The following is a 14,998-nucleotide window of genomic DNA, read 5'->3' on the forward strand; positions in this document are numbered from 1 at the left end:
AACAGATGAGCAAAGTGCAAATGGATACCGAAGAGGTTAGGGAATTTGTGAATCATTTAGAACGCTTTAAAGAGTTATTGAATGATGAAGTGAATGGCTTGAGCAGCCATTTCCATAATTTAGAATCATGGCGAGACGCTAAAAGAGACAAATTTAGCGAGGTGCTGGATAATTTGAAAAGCACTTTCAACGAGTTTGATGAAGCCGCGCAAGAGCAAATCGCATGGCTTAAAGAGAGGATTAGGGTTTTAGAAGAGGATTATTAAGGGGTGGTTTATGGCTGAATGGAAAACGGATACAGAAGAAGTCAAAGAGGTTGTTAGAAGATGCAGGGATTTTAAAAAATCCCTGCAAGAAAAAAGGTGTCTTGGTTTTATCAAAGACCTTGATAGTTATGCGCTAAAAATCATAGTGGAGCGCAGAAAAATTGAAATGCAATTGTGGAAAAAGCCATAGGAAAATTAAACGCAGCCATAAAAAAGCGAAAGGGCTTTTGGGGATCTGTTTTAGATTTTTGTGGAGGTGTTTGTGATGCAGTCTCGACTATTTTCCCTCCTGCTAAATTAGGCGCTGAAGCTTGTGAAAAGGGCTTAAACCTTATGGAAGACAATATAGAAAAATGGGAACACAATGTAAGGTTATTAGAACGAATGCTTGAAATCTACGCCACTCAAGCCAAAGCGAGCGTGGATCTTGTGAATCAAGCTTGGGAGGGCGTTAAAAAGAGGTTGCATTTTTATACCGATAAGCACCAGGAATTTATCAGGCGTTTGAAACAAGCGAGCGCGGCGATAGATAACGAATACAACTTTCCAACCCCAGGCGTTTTAATGGAATACGATTTTGAACGGCCTACTTTCTCTTATAGCCCTAAAAAAAGCGTTTTTGATGAGCGTTTGAAGGATTTGAGGGAAAATTTTAGTGCTTCTTTATACGCTGATTGGAAAGACAGGATCAACGCTTTTTCTAAGAAGGATCGCGCTAAAGCCTCTAAAGAGCGAGAGTTGGAAAATTTAGAGGATTTGATGGGCGTATCTTCTTATGATGAAAACCCTAACGATGAATTGGATCGCATGGCAATCTCTAAAGAGCGAGAATTTGAAAAGAGTTTAGAGGATTTGATGCCAAGCGTTTTAAGCGTACCTTCTTATAACGAAAGCTTGACTCTAGCCAAAAAGAATTGCGTTAAAAATTGCAAGAAAGCTTTAGAAGGTTTTGCAGAAAAAATCAAAGAAGCCCCTAACGATCCAAACGCTGTGAATGAAGCTTTTGATAGCTTGGAAACAGAGTTAGAGCGTGCTACGGAAAATTTGAGTCAAAAAATCGATCCCGTTTTAGAACGCAATGAAGATTATACGCAAAAAGCGTTGGAGTATAGGGAGTTTTTAGAAAGCCGTAAAGAGGGCTTTATTGTAGATGAAAAAAACCCCTATCCGGAAGAAGTCAGCTTTAATGAGTGGCGTTTGGCGGAATTTGATAGCGTTTTTAGCGCCATTGTGCCTTTAGAAGATTTAAATAAAACCGCATGCGCTCATCATGCCCTAAAGGCTTTACAAGCCGCGCTTAAAGACAACGATTTGGGCTTTGATGCGACAGATTTGGAACAGATCGCAAAAGGATTCATCCCTAGAGGCTATTTGTGGCATTTTGATGCGAATGTTTTAGGGAATGTGGCGTTGGTGAGAGAAGAGTTGTTATTAGGCGTGAAACACACGAAAAGATATTCACTATGGATAGAATTTCTACAGAAACAGAATTGAACTGGGAATTTGTAGAGCCTCTCAATGAAAATGCGTTTCATTTATTAGAAGAGCGGTTGAAAATAGGCTTTAGCGATGAATTTAAGGACTTTATCAAACGATCAAACTATGGTTTTAGCCAATTGCGTTATTTCATGGTGGGCAATGAATCCTACACATTCAAACATGTTTTGAATTTCAATTTAGAGGGCAAGGGCTTGTTTATTGATTTCATGCAGAGCTTGAAAGAATGGTTAGAGCCTGAAGAAATCGTCTTTGCTAATGACGGGTATGGGGGGGTATTATCTTTGGAATATGACCACTGATGTGGTGCTGTTTTTAGACACCGATAATGGCTCAAAAAAAGCGCTATTAAATCTTAAAATGTTTTTAAAAAAACTGGAATCAAGGGGTTAAAATGTTTTCTCATAAAGTTTTTTTGGAGGGTTGCACCAATGAGTTAAGAAGGATTTGCGACTATTTCGTAGAAAACGCCATGCAAGATAATTTAGGGCAGAAACTTAAAAGTGAGGCGCTAGAGGAGATGCTAAAAATCGTGCATGATTTAGAAAATTTAGAGCAAGACACTCAATACCAAAGAAGAAGAATCAACGAGCAACTTGAAGAAGCCAAGCGTTTGGAGAAGCAAATTCATATGAATTTCCATTCACCAAGCGAGATCGATAGGCTTATGCGTGAAGCCAAAGAGCATGAAAGAGAAGCCAAGAGGTGCTATGATGAATATCTTAAGGATAAAAATGATTGATGCGGGTAATTTATTAAAAGAACTGGACGATGCCTTAGATAAAGTTATCGCTAAAAAAGAGCCAGAGAGTTTTCTCAAGCCGATCGTCTCACAAATAGAGAACTATCAAAAGAGTATCAGGCAAATTCAAGCGCAATTCACAGACGCGCCAAAGTTCAATGAAGAGGGTGCTTACCCTAAATTTTTAAGCTGTGGTTTATTGCATGTTAGGGGCAAAAATGGCGCTAACATGGAATTTTGCTTGCCTAAAGTTTATCCTTTCCCTCCTAAAAGCTTGTATATAGAGCATGAAAAAGACGGGCAGTTTTTGAGAGAAATGCTCATGCACTTACTCTCTAGCGCGCCTTTAGTGCAACTGGAAGTGATTTTGGTTGATGCGCTGAGTCTAGGGGGCATTTTCAATCTGGCAAGAAGGCTTTTAGATAAAAACAATGACTTTATTTACCAGCAAAGGATTTTAACCGAAAGCAAGGAAATAGAAGAAGCCCTAAAGCATTTGTATGAATATTTAAAGGTTAATTTGCAAGAAAAATTGGCCGGTTTTAGAGATTTTGCGCATTATAATGAAGAAAAAGAAGACCGCTTGCCTTTAAAAGCGCTTTTTTTAAGCGGGGTAGATGCTTTAAGTCAAAACGCGCTTTATTATTTGGAAAAAATCATGCGTTTTGGCTCTAAAAATGGGGTTTTGAGCTTTGTCAATTTGGAGAGTGAAAAAAACAATAAATCCGCAGAAGATTTGAAAAATTATGCGGAGTTTTTTAAAGATACGACAAGTTTTGAACGCTTGAAATACCTTAATGTGGAAGTGATCAACGATCATGGTATTAAATCCCAACACATGAAAGACTTCGCCGATAAAATTAAAGCGTATTACAAGCAAAAAAAAGAAGTTAAAAGGGAGTTGAAAGACTTACAAAAAGAGAGTGAATTTTGGACTAAAAGCTCTCAGCATGAAGTAAGCGTGCCGGTGGGGTGGGACATTAACCATAAGGAAGTGTGTTTTGAGATCGGTAACGCACAAAACCACACGCTCATTTGCGACCACAGTGGGAGCGGGAAATCCAATTTCTTGCATGTGTTGATCCAAAATCTAGCCTTCTACTACGCTCCCGATGAAGTCCAACTCTTTTTGTTAGACTATAAAGAGGGGGTGGAATTTAACGCATACACAGATCCGATTTTAGAGCATGCGAGATTGGTGAGCGTGGCGAGTTCGGTGGGTTTTGGTGTTAGTTTTTTAAGCTGGCTTTGCGATGAAATAAAAAAAAGATCCGAGCTGTTCAAGCAGTTTAAGGTGAAAGATTTGAGCGATTACCGCAAGCATGACGAAATGCCCAGATTGATCGTGGTGATTGATGAATTTCAGGTGCTTTTTAGCGATAATAAATCCACTAAAGCGGTGGAGGGGCATTTAAACACCCTGCTTAAAAAGGGTCGCAGCTATGGGGTGCATTTAGTTTTAGCCACTCAGACCATGCGCGGCACTGACATTAATCCAAGCTTTAAGGCTCAAATCGCTAACCGCATCGCTTTGCCTATGGATGCAGACGACAGCAGTAGTGTTTTGGGCGATGATGCAGCTTGTGAGCTTGTCAGGCCAGAAGGCATTTTCAACAACAACGGAGGGCATCAAAAATACCACACCAAGATGAGTATCCCTAAAGCCCCTGATGATTTCAAATCTTTTCTCACAAAAATACACGCTGAATTTAACCAAAGAAATCTCACCCCCATAGATCGTAAAATCTATAATGGCGAGACACCTTTAAAAATGCCCAACACCCTTAAGGCTAATGAAATGCGTTTGCATCTGGGCAAAAAAGTGGATTATGAGCAAAAGGACTTGATAGTGGAGTTTGAAAGTAACGAATCGCATTTGTTGGTGGTGAGTCAAGATTTAAGCGCTCGCATCGCTTTAATGAAACTCTTGTTCCAAAACATTAAGAGCGCGAACAAAGAATTGGTTTTTTGCAATAAAGAAAAACGCTTGATAAGGTCTTTTGATGCGCAAAAAGAATACGGCATCACGCCTGTAGAAAATATCTTAAGCGTTTTAGACACCGCTATGAATCCTAATAGCACGCTTGTGATAGACAATCTCAACGAAGCGAAAGAATTGCACGACAAAGTAGGGGCGGAAAAGTTAAAATTGTTTTTAGAAAAAGCCACCGACAACGAGCAGTATTGCATCATCTTTGTGCACGACTTCAAACAAATTAAAACTAATTACCATTTTGACAAGTTAAGAGAATTGTTAAGCAACCACTTCAAGCAATGCCTAGCCTTTAGGTGCAATGGGGAAAACTTGAACGCTCTCCAAAGCGATTTACCTTCACCAAGCGAACTCAACGCGCTATTGATAGAGCTTTCCAAAGACAGCCACACTGAATTCAGGCCTTTCAGCTTATAAGGGGGAGTTAAAAAAAGAGAGTTAAAAAAAGAGAGTTAAAAAAAAGAGAGTTAAAAAAAAGAGAGTTAAAAAAAAGAGAGTTAAAAAAAAGAGAGTTAAAAAAAAGGGGGGGTTAAAAAGACTAAAGGGATTTAATCTTTTTGAAGTGCTTTCAAACCTTTTGCGTGGTGGTTTGCGTGATGAGGCGAGCGATTTTTTCTCTTAAATGCAACAAGGGTTCTGAACCTTTCGCTAAAGCTTTCATGCATAAATGAGAACTAGCAATCTCGCTCACGGCTCCATCCACTCCTTTGCTTTCTTCAATCAATTCTCGCGCACCAGAGAGCTCTATGGGGCAATTGACAAGCACCAGATTCAAATAATGCGTATAACCATCAAACATGCACATGTTTGTCATGTCGGTGGTTTTGGGATCTAAAATCGTATTATCATAATAGATGGGCTTCTCATCTTGTAAAATAGCGATTTTGGTGTGCAAGCGGTTGAATTTAAACAACTCATTACGCGCCACTCGCCCAGCGACAATGATTTCACTATAGAGCAATTGAGAGCTAGAATGCAAAGAAATCGTGGTATTGCCCTTAAAATGCGCGTTTTCAAAGGGGATTAACGGGAAAGGCGCGAAGTCTAAAAAGGCGTTTTCCCCCACAACGATATGCATGTCTCTGCTGGCAAACCCATCTTCAGTGTTATGGATTTTTTCAAAGGATTGCGAAGTGATCCTTAGCTTGCAATTTTGACCGATGCTTAATTGCATGTCTTGTGCATCGCCTTTCATTAAGCCAGGGCTTACCGCTAGAAGCATGATTTCAGCTAAATCGTCTTTAGGGTAAAAAGGTGCCATAAGCTTAAAGGGGGGCGTGAAAAAATTGTCCTCAATCACGCACCGCCCATCAGCCCCTATTTTGGTTTTTAGCCTGAGCTTGGATTCTTGAGCGTAAGTGTTCATCAATCTTCCAATAAAGCGTTGCGCTTAATCCAAGCGATCACATCATCTAGGCCTTCTTTAGCGCGGATATTCGTGAAAATAAAGGGCTTTTCGCCGCGCATTTTTTTAGAATCCCTTTCCATGACTTTCAAGTCCGCTCCCACATAGGGGGCTAAGTCAATTTTATTGATGACAAGCAAGTCTGAGCGCGTGATTCCTGGCCCGCCTTTCCTGGGGATTTTATCGCCCTCAGCCACATCAATCACAAAAATCGTAAAGTCCGCTAGCTCTGGGTTGAAAGTCGCTGAAAGGTTGTCACCTCCGCTTTCAATCAAAAGCAGTTCCAAATTAGGGAAACGGCCATGCATTTCTTCTACGGCTTCTAAATTCATAGAAGCGTCTTCTCTAATAGCCGTGTGCGGACAGCCCCCTGTTTCTACGCCAATAATCCTCTCTCGTGGCATCACCGAATTTTTACACATAAACTCTGCGTCTTCTTTAGTGTAAATATCATTAGTGATGACCGCCATGTCGTAATCCTTTGACATGTGGCGCGTTAAAGCTTCAATCAAGGCGGTTTTACCGCTTCCTACAGGACCACAAACTCCAATTTTTACCATAAAATTCCTTTCAATTTGAGATTAAAATTCAAGACATATAAAGGCGCGAGTATAAACTCTCATGTTGCATCGCCTTAATGTCGTTTTGAACGCTTGCTGCACACAGGTGGCTTTCGTCTAATTCTAGGGTTTTTTCTATGAGCTGGTTAAAAGGGCTTTGCAAGCTCAATAAGATTTTTTGCCCGTCGTTTTGAGATAGTGGGACGCTTTTAACGCAGTTGATCACCATGTTAGAAGTTTGCGCATAAAGATAATGCCTTAAAGCCTTTTTCAATTCCATATTCAAACTCGCCGCAAAAACGCCATAGCTAGTGGCATGGGTGGGGTCTTTGGTTTGTTGAGCGTAAGCGTTAAAAAATGCACCCATGTCTAATTCGTTCATGGCTTGTAAGGTTTTAATGAAACGATTGCCTAGCTTTTGGTTGGCTAATCGTAATTCCATGGGGCTTGTGGATAGCATAATGATTTCTTCAACCCCTAAGATCTTTTTTAAATCCTGTTGGAGGGCGCTTTCATAGGTTAATTTCAAGCTCAGCATTTCCGTGTAAAGGAACTGGCTAGAGAGATTGGCTTTTAAATATTCTAAAGCGCTTTCTTTATTGGTAACCTTTTTTTGTTGGATGTAAGTTTCTAGCCCAAAAGAATGCGTGTAAGATCCAATGGGGAACACCGCATCATTGACTTGTAAAATCAGAAATTCATTATCCACATGAGCATGGTTGTCTGTCTTTGGAGTTTTTGGGGGCATACCCACGCTTTTTTCAGTGCTTTTCACGCTTTTTCCTTTATCCATTTATTTTTCTATTTCATGACCACTTTAAAATCGCTCGCTAGTGAGACCTTAAAATTAGGCTCACTATGGGGCATGCTCACGGTTAAGCGATCTTTGGAATCCAGTTTTGAACTTAAAACACGATTTTGAACCCCTAGCTTTTCTAGTAACGCTAGTGTGGGCTTTTCAAATGGTGTTTTAAATTCAAATTGGGACTCGCCATAGTATAAAGCCGCATGGCGGTTTCCTATTTCATAGCATATTTTCGCTACTTCTGCCACGCTCTTAGCTTGGATGTGAATGACTTCAGAATTCAAGATATTAACGGCGATAATTTCCTTCTCTTCTTTAAATAAAATATCCCCTTGAGAGAGACCCAGCTTGGGAGCGTCTTTAAGGCGTATGGCTATGTCTTTGCCTTGCCTGGTTTTAAAACGAGCGATTTTTTTCCTCGTTTCAAACCATTCTAAATCCACATAATCCACGCTGAAATCCAAGGGGTTTAAATCCCTTAGATTGCCCATTAAACGCTCTATGATCATCTCACACCCAGTGTTGGATAAAGAGCAACCAAGCAGGGATCCAAGCGGTTAAAATACCCTCAATGATAGCAAGCCATGGAGTGAATTTCCCTAAAGGAATTTTCAAGATGTTTTCAATGAAAGCGGTAAGCCACAAAACACCCCAAGCCAACCATATGATTGCCCACCAATCGCCTTCAGTGATGCCTAACACTTTGTGATCATCAAGCATATCGCTATAGTGGGATAAAATCGCAGCAGGAACAGTGTTGATCGCTACGAATAAGCTATACCAAGAATACGGCCTCCAATCCAAACCAAAAGTGTGGTTGATAGCCGCATACAAGTAGGTAAAACCAAACAATAACCCAGTCGCTGGCCCATAGAAACTAGTCAAATGGTGCGATACTTGAACAATATCTTCGGCACCTTCTACAGGGGCTGTAGGGTGGAGTGCAGAATAAGTGATGACAACTATATTACAAATAATGGAGAGCCCACCCACAAAAAAGTTCATCACCGCAGTGCTTTTAGGATCGACTTTGGTTAACCCGCAAATCCCATTGCTGATTAAAACAATCCCAACATATAACAATACAAGTCCTAGCATTGCCTTTTCCTTCCAAACAAAAATTTTTACAACAAACGCACCTTACGAATAACTTTTGTTGCTTGAGCTAATCATAAAGAAAAATAGTAAATTGATAAAAAATAAAAACAAAAAAAGCCCCCAATTTTTTGATAAACAAAAAATCAGAGAGCTAAAAACTAAGGATTTAAGGAGCATTGCTCCTAAAAAATCCTAGAAAATGCTAAAGAGTTGCGCCAAGCTCACTTTATTGGCTGGTTTAGAAGTTACTTCTTTGCCATCCACGAACACATGGTAAGTTTCAGGATTGACTTCAATGTGAGCGGTAGTGTCGTTGAATTGCATGTCTTTTTTAGTGATGTTTCTGCAATTTTTTACCGGCAACACTTGTCTTTCAAGCCCTAATTCTTCTTTAATGCCTTTGTCATAAGCCGCTTGAGACACAAAAGTGATGTTGGCATCGTATTTAGCTTTACCATGATGAGCGAACATTTCTCTGTAATAAACCGGTTGTGGGGTAGGGATAGAAGCGTTCGCATCACCCATTTGACTTAATGCAATGAATCCGCCTTTGATGATCATGTTGGGTTTCACGCCAAAAAATGCGGGACTCCACAATACCAAGTCAGCCACTTTGCCCACTTCTACAGAACCTACATACTCGCTAATCCCATGAGCGATCGCTGGGTTAATGGTGTATTTAGACAAGTAGCGTTTGATCCTGAAGTTGTCGTTATCGCCTTTTTCTTCTTTCAAGCGGCCAAATTCTTTTTTGTTTTTGTCAGCTGTTTGCCAAGTTCTAGTGATAACTTCACCCACACGACCCATCGCTTGAGAGTCAGAACTAGTGATGGAGAAAATCCCCATGTCATGCAAAGTGTCTTCAGCCGCAATGGTTTGAGGGCGGATCCTTGAATCAGCGAACTGGACATCTTCTTTAATGCTTTTATCCAAGTGGTGGCACACCATAAGCATGTCCATGTGTTCGGCTTCTGTATTCACAGTGAAAGGGATAGTGGGGTTAGTGGAAGCGGGTAGAATGTTGTGTTCACCGGCTACTTTAATAATATCAGGAGCGTGTCCGCCGCCAGCGCCTTCAGTGTGGAAAGTGTGCATAGTGCGTCCGGCAATGGCTGCCATAGTGTCTTCTACACAACCGGCTTCATTCAAAGTGTCTGTGTGGATAGCGACTTGCACATCGTATTTGTCCGCAACATCTAACGCATGATTGATTGCAGAAGGAGTGGTGCCCCAGTCTTCGTGGATTTTAAAACCAATCGCACCGGCTTCAATTTGATCGGCTAAGCTCGCATCGTTAGAAGTGTTACCTTTAGCCAAGAAACCTAAGTTCACAGAATATTCTTCAGCCGCTCTGAGCATAAATTTTAAATTTCTTCTGCCTGGAGTGATAGTAGTCGCATTAGTGCCATCAGCAGGGCCAGTTCCGCCACCAATCATGGTTGTTACACCGCTTGCAAAAGCTGTAGGGATTTGTTGGGGTGAAATGAAGTGGATGTGTGTGTCAATACCACCAGCAGTTACGATCAAACCTTCACCGGCTAAGGCTTCAGTAGCAGGACCCACGCTAAGATTGTTTTTAACGCCATCTTGCATGTCTTTGTTACCGCCTTTACCAATGCCAGCGATTTTGCCATCTTTAATACCAATATCCGCTTTATAAATACCGGTGTAATCCACGATTAAAGCGTTAGTGATGATTAAATCCAGTTCTTCTTTGCTAGGGTTGTTAGATTGGCTCATGCCTTCTCTTAGGGTTTTACCACCGCCGAATTTAAGCTCTTCGCCATAAATGGTGTAGTCATGTTCTACTTCAGCGATCAAATCTGTATCGCCCAATCTCACTTTATCGCCTGTAGTAGGGCCATACATAGAAGCATATTCTTTTCTGCTAATCTTTTTCATTTCTTACTCCTTAATTGTTTTTACATAGTTGTCATCGCTTTTAGCGCCATGAAAACCACGCTCTTTAGCTCTGTGTAAAGCAATTTTTTTGCTTTCGTTGTCTGCTTGCCTATCAACCAATGCGTTAAATCCAAAGATTCTTCTGTTGCCGCCAATGTCAATCAATTCTACGGATTTTTCTTCGCCAGGTTCAAACCTTACCGCTGTCCCGCTCGCAATGTCTAAGCGTTTGCCGAAAGTTTTTTCTCTGTCAAAGTCTAAGCATCTATTCACTTCAAAGAAATGGAAGTGTGAGCCGATTTGAACCGGTCTGTCGCCAACATTTTTAACTTTCACGCTAACGGCTTTTTTGCCTTCGTTGATAGTGATGTCTTCATTTTTTAAGAACAACTCACCAGGAACTAATTTACCATTAGCCTCAATAGGGGTATGCACGGTTACGAGTTTGGTCCCATCAGGAAACATCGCTTCAATACCCACTTCATGGATCATGCTTGCCACGCCATCCATCACATCATCAGGTTTTAAAAGGGTGCGTCCTTCTTGCATCAATTCAGCCGCAGTCTTTTTACCCGCTCTCGCTTCTTCCATAATATGGGCACTAATCAAAGCTACCGCTTCCACATAGTTAAGCTTAATGCCTTTTTCTTTGCGTTTCCTAGCCAATTCTCCAGCATAGTGGAGCATTAACTTGTCTAACTCTTTTGGGGTGAGTTTCATCTCATTCTCCTATTCTTAAAAGTGTTTTTCCTTGAAGACATAACGAAATCAAGGTTGGAGTAATTGTAGCAATGTTTTGATTTACTAAGATTAACAGAAGCGTTCATTAACTAATTATTATTTAAAACGAATTAGTGTTATAGTTTTGAAGCGCTATAAAAGCGTTATTGGGAGCGCGTTTAATACCCTTTAGAATCATTTGATAAAATCAAAAACCCACAAAAAAATGAGAATTAAAATTGGAGTGATAATGGTGGCCACGACTGGACTTGAACCAGCGGCCACTACCATGTCAAGGTAGTGCTCTACCAACTGAGCTACGCGACCTTTTATTTTAAAAAGAGCGATTATGCCTTAATTTTGTTTTGTTTTTGCTTAAAAAAGAATTGTTTCAACAATAAAACGCCCACACCCACATCTATCATGACATCAGCGAAATTAAAAATGGCAAAATCAAAGCCATAATGATAATACACATAATCCACTACGCCCCCATGCACAAACCGGTCTAAAACATTAGAAACCCCAGCGCCAAACACCATGCCAAACTCTATCGCATGGGTTTTAAAAAGCTCCTTTTGGCGCATTAAAAAGATAAAAAGCCCTAAAATCAAAAGGATTTGCAAGTATTTCAAACCCCCCTCTAAAAAACTGAGCAAGGAAAACGCCACGCCTTTATTGAACACCAAAACAATATCTATCATCAAACTTTCATAGCGAAACCCCTCTAAAATAGCGTATTTAATCGCTTGATCCACGCCAAAAATAAGAAAAAAAACCCCTATAAAAACCAACAGGCTTTGTTGGGTGGTTTTTAGCACAAATGCCCTTCAAAAAACTCTTTTAATTCTTGCATTTTGGATTCTAAAAGTTTTTCATCTTTAGCTTCTAAAAGGATTCGCAGTTTGTTTTCAGTGCCGCTATAACGGATCAAATGGCGGATTTCTAGCTTGTCTAATTCTTTTAAAAGAGCGCTATAACCTTTCAGGCTTTCTAAAGGAGGCTTTTTTTGGACATTCAAATTCACTAGGTTTTGAGGGTATAATTCAAAGGGGTTTAACGCAACAGAGCTTACCTGCTTGCTTTCTAACACTAACGCGCTCACTTGCAACGCGCACACCAAGCCATCGCCTGTTTTAGCGTAATCGCTAAAAATGATATGCCCGCTTTGCTCGCCTCCAAAATTGGCTTTGTTCAATCGCATGCATTCGCTCACAAACTTATCCCCAATCGCGCAATGCTTCAATTCTAAATCTTGGGATTTCAGGTATTCTTTAAGGGCTAAATTGCTCATGTTTGTGGCGACAATTGCTTGAGAAGAAAGGGCGTTTTTAGATTTTTGATAAACCCCTAACACCCCTAAAAGCTTATCCCCATGCACGATATTCCCTAAATTATCCACCACCACTAGCCTATCCGCATCGCCATCAAAAGCAAAGCCTAGATCCGCGCGGTATTTTTTCACTTCCTGGCTCAATTGGTTAGGGTGTAAAGCCCCGCATTGCTCATTAATATTACACCCATTAGGCTCATCATTAATCACTAACACATCAGCCCCAAGCTCGCTAAAAACGACCGGAGCCACCTTATAAGCCGCGCCATTAGCCGTATCTAGCACGATCCTTAAATTTTGTAAATTCAAATGTTTGGGGAAAGAGTGTTTTAAATGCACGATATAGCGCCCTATGACATCATCTATCCTTTTAGCGCTACCGACGCTCTCGCCTACTTTATAGCTGGAATGCAGTAATCCTTCATCATGAAAGATTTCTTCAATCGCTCTTTCTTCTTCTTCTTTAAGCTTATAACCATAAGAATTGAAAAACTTAATACCATTATCTTCAAAAGGGTTGTGGCTCGCGCTTATCATAATGCCTGCATCACAGCGCATGTCTTCGGTTAAAAACGCAATCGCAGGGGTAGGCATAGGCCCTATTTGAATCACATTATAGCCTATGGAAGTTAAAGCACTCACTAAAGCGTTTTCTACCATATAGCCGCTTTTTCTGGTGTCTTTACCAATTAAAATTTTATTCGTTTTAGAATGTTTTTTAAAATACAATCCGGCAGCAACGCCCAAACGCATCACAAACATGGGGGTGAGTTTCACCCCTGCTTTACCCCTCACGCCATCAGTCCCAAAAATTTTCATCGTTATAAAATACCTTTTAAACTATTTTTAATCAATTTTTAGATAGAATTATGCCAAATTTTATATTACAAAGGGATTAAAACAAGGCTATGGCAAATCATAAGTCCGCAGAAAAGCGAATCAGACAGACCATTAAAAGAACCGAACGCAACAGGTTCTATAAAACTAAAGTTAAAAATATCATTAAGGCCGTGCGTGAAGCGGTCGCCATCAATGATGTAGCAAAAGCTCAAGAGCGTTTGAAAATCGCTAATAAAGAGTTGCATAAATTTGTCAGCAAAGGGATTTTAAAGAAAAACACCGCTTCTAGGAAAGTTTCAAGGCTTAACGCTTCAGTGAAAAAGATCGCTCTCGCTTAGTTTTGGGGCGTTTTTGACTTCTTCAAGATCAGTAGTGGGTTTTTGTTATTGGGCTTCTTTTTAAGTTTTGTGTTTTTTAGATTGTTGTATTTTCTATTCACATCTTTATTATAGGTAGTCTTGCATGTCTATTCTAGCTGAAAAGCTTTCTTCCATTCTCAAACGATACGACGAACTCACGGCGTTGCTTTCTAGTGCTGAAGTGGTTAGCGATATTAAAAAACTCACCGAATTGAGCAAAGAGCAAAGCTCCATTGAAGAAATCTCTATAGCGAGTAAAGAGTATTTGAGCGTTTTAGAGGATATCAAAGAAAATAAAGAGCTTTTAGAAGACAAGGAATTGAGCGAGCTGGCTAAAGAAGAGTTGAAAATTTTAGAAATCCAAAAAAGCGATCTAGAAACTACCATTAAGCAACTCCTTATCCCCAAAGATCCTAATGATGATAAAAACATCTATTTAGAGTTAAGAGCCGGCACAGGGGGCGATGAAGCGGGCATTTTTGTAGGGGATTTGTTTAAAGCGTATTGCCGTTATGCGGATTTGAAAAAATGGAAAGTAGAGATAGTGAGCTCTAGCGAAAACAGCGTAGGGGGCTATAAAGAAATCATCGCTTTGATTAAGGGTAAGGGCGTGTATTCAAGGCTCAAATTTGAAGCAGGCACGCATCGAGTCCAAAGAGTCCCTGAAACAGAATCTCAAGGGCGTATCCACACTTCCGCTATCACAGTAGCGATCATGCCTGAAGTGGATGATGTGGAAGTTTCTATCAACCCTAGCGATTTAAAGATTGAAGTGTTTCGCGCTGGCGGGCATGGGGGGCAATGCGTCAACACCACAGACTCTGCGGTGCGCATCACACACCTTCCCACCAATATCAGCGTGAGCATGCAAGATGAAAAATCCCAGCATAAAAACAAGGATAAAGCCCTAAAAATCTTAAAAGCACGCCTTTATGAAAAACAAATTGAAGAGCAGCAACTCGCTAACGCTAAAGACCGAAAGGAGCAAGTGGGTAGTGGGGACAGGAGTGAAAGGATCCGCACCTATAATTACCCGCAAAACCGCTTGAGCGAACATAGAATCAATTTAACTCTATATAGTTTAGAAGAAATCATGCTTTCAGGGAATTTAGATGAAGTGATCAACCCTTTAATCGCTCATTTTCAAAGCCAGTTTGAATAGGATTTTTACACGATACGACAAAAGCGATAAAACAGCTTTTTTAAGATAGCCACCCAACCACTACCAAAAACCCTAACATGCTCTAAATTTTCGCCCCACAAAAACAGCGTAAGAGCTTCCATAAAATCTAATTAAATATAATTTTAAATTTTATGTATATAAAATACATTTTTAAAAAATAAAAAATTTTATTTAACCCATTCTTAACAAAAAATTCACTTTTTTGTGATATAACTCCAAAGCTCAATATTTGTAAGAGCGAATTGTATTCTGTAGAAGCGAATGTATTCAAGGACAACTCTCAAATTTTGATAGC

14 protein-coding genes, 1 tRNA gene and 2 pseudogenes are annotated in these 14,998 nt (G+C 40.2%); 7 read left to right on the forward strand and 10 right to left on the reverse strand.

Features of this window, described 5'->3' with window-relative positions:
* Positions 1–5: 5 nt before the first annotated feature.
* The 5 genes and pseudogenes from HPOKI112_RS00540 (at position 6) to HPOKI112_RS00560 (ending at position 4,915) form a co-directional block, all read left to right on the forward strand.
* Positions 6–266 carry a WXG100 family type VII secretion target gene (locus HPOKI112_RS00540; protein WP_025309558.1) on the forward strand — a complete coding sequence of 87 codons (261 nt, stop codon included), beginning with the start codon at positions 6–8 and terminating at the stop codon, positions 264–266.
* Between the two features lie 10 nt (positions 267–276).
* Positions 277–1,760: pseudogene (locus HPOKI112_RS00545) on the forward strand (HNH endonuclease).
* Positions 1,730–2,156: pseudogene (locus HPOKI112_RS00550) on the forward strand (SMI1/KNR4 family protein). The pseudogenes HPOKI112_RS00545 and HPOKI112_RS00550 overlap by 31 nt, the downstream one beginning before the upstream one ends.
* Position 2,157: 1 nt before the next feature.
* A complete protein-coding gene (locus HPOKI112_RS00555) occupies positions 2,158–2,505 on the forward strand; it encodes a hypothetical protein (protein ID WP_025275503.1) in 348 nt (115 codons plus the stop codon).
* On the forward strand, positions 2,498–4,915 hold the full coding sequence (locus HPOKI112_RS00560) for an FtsK/SpoIIIE domain-containing protein (protein WP_025309559.1): 2,418 nt from the start codon (positions 2,498–2,500) through the stop codon (positions 4,913–4,915). The genes HPOKI112_RS00555 and HPOKI112_RS00560 overlap by 8 nt, the downstream gene beginning before the upstream one ends.
* A gap of 151 nt (positions 4,916–5,066) precedes the next feature.
* Here HPOKI112_RS00560 and HPOKI112_RS00565 read toward each other — a convergent pair whose 3' ends face one another.
* From HPOKI112_RS00565 to glmM, 10 genes are all read right to left on the reverse strand, one after another.
* A complete protein-coding gene (locus HPOKI112_RS00565; protein WP_025275505.1) occupies positions 5,067–5,864 on the reverse strand; it encodes an urease accessory protein UreD in 798 nt (265 codons plus the stop codon).
* Positions 5,864–6,463, reverse strand: a complete 600-nt coding sequence (ureG, locus tag HPOKI112_RS00570; RefSeq protein WP_000238762.1) for an urease accessory protein UreG — start codon at positions 6,461–6,463, stop codon at positions 5,864–5,866. The genes HPOKI112_RS00565 and ureG overlap by 1 nt, the downstream gene beginning before the upstream one ends.
* Before the next feature lie 28 nt (positions 6,464–6,491).
* On the reverse strand, positions 6,492–7,256 hold the full coding sequence (locus HPOKI112_RS00575) for an urease accessory protein UreF (protein WP_025275506.1): 765 nt from the start codon (positions 7,254–7,256) through the stop codon (positions 6,492–6,494).
* Between the two features lie 8 nt (positions 7,257–7,264).
* Positions 7,265–7,777 carry an urease accessory protein UreE gene (ureE, locus tag HPOKI112_RS00580; protein WP_025309560.1) on the reverse strand — a complete coding sequence of 171 codons (513 nt, stop codon included), beginning with the start codon at positions 7,775–7,777 and terminating at the stop codon, positions 7,265–7,267.
* Position 7,778: 1 nt separating this feature from the next.
* Positions 7,779–8,366, reverse strand: a complete 588-nt coding sequence (gene ureI, locus HPOKI112_RS00585) for an acid-activated urea channel protein UreI (protein WP_000901250.1) — start codon at positions 8,364–8,366, stop codon at positions 7,779–7,781.
* Positions 8,367–8,558: 192 nt separating this feature from the next.
* Positions 8,559–10,268: an urease subunit beta gene (gene ureB, locus HPOKI112_RS00590; RefSeq protein WP_025309561.1), complete on the reverse strand. Its 1,710-nt coding sequence runs from the start codon at positions 10,266–10,268 to the stop codon at positions 8,559–8,561.
* Between the two features lie 3 nt (positions 10,269–10,271).
* Entirely contained in the window at positions 10,272–10,988 is a 717-nt protein-coding gene (ureA, locus tag HPOKI112_RS00595; RefSeq protein WP_000779233.1) for an urease subunit alpha, read from the reverse strand.
* A 251-nt stretch (positions 10,989–11,239) separates the two neighbouring features.
* A tRNA-Val gene (locus HPOKI112_RS00600) sits at positions 11,240–11,315 on the reverse strand.
* Between the two features lie 20 nt (positions 11,316–11,335).
* Positions 11,336–11,809, reverse strand: coding sequence for a signal peptidase II (gene lspA / locus HPOKI112_RS00605; protein ID WP_015427320.1), 474 nt, complete (start codon positions 11,807–11,809; stop codon positions 11,336–11,338).
* Positions 11,803–13,140, reverse strand: coding sequence for a phosphoglucosamine mutase (gene glmM / locus HPOKI112_RS00610; protein WP_015427321.1), 1,338 nt, complete (start codon positions 13,138–13,140; stop codon positions 11,803–11,805). The genes lspA and glmM overlap by 7 nt, the downstream gene beginning before the upstream one ends.
* 89 nt (positions 13,141–13,229) lie before the next feature.
* On the opposite strand from glmM, the gene rpsT reads away from it, so the two are divergent.
* Together rpsT and prfA are read left to right on the forward strand one after the other, a co-directional pair.
* Positions 13,230–13,499, forward strand: a complete 270-nt coding sequence (gene rpsT, locus HPOKI112_RS00615; RefSeq protein WP_001273627.1) for a 30S ribosomal protein S20 — start codon at positions 13,230–13,232, stop codon at positions 13,497–13,499.
* Positions 13,500–13,623: 124 nt separating this feature from the next.
* Positions 13,624–14,682 carry a peptide chain release factor 1 gene (prfA, locus tag HPOKI112_RS00620; RefSeq protein WP_025275510.1) on the forward strand — a complete coding sequence of 353 codons (1,059 nt, stop codon included), beginning with the start codon at positions 13,624–13,626 and terminating at the stop codon, positions 14,680–14,682.
* Positions 14,683–14,998: the final 316 nt, after the last annotated feature.

It is taken from the genome of Helicobacter pylori oki112, from assembly GCF_000600085.1.
GTDB lineage: Bacteria > Campylobacterota > Campylobacteria > Campylobacterales > Helicobacteraceae > Helicobacter > Helicobacter pylori_CY.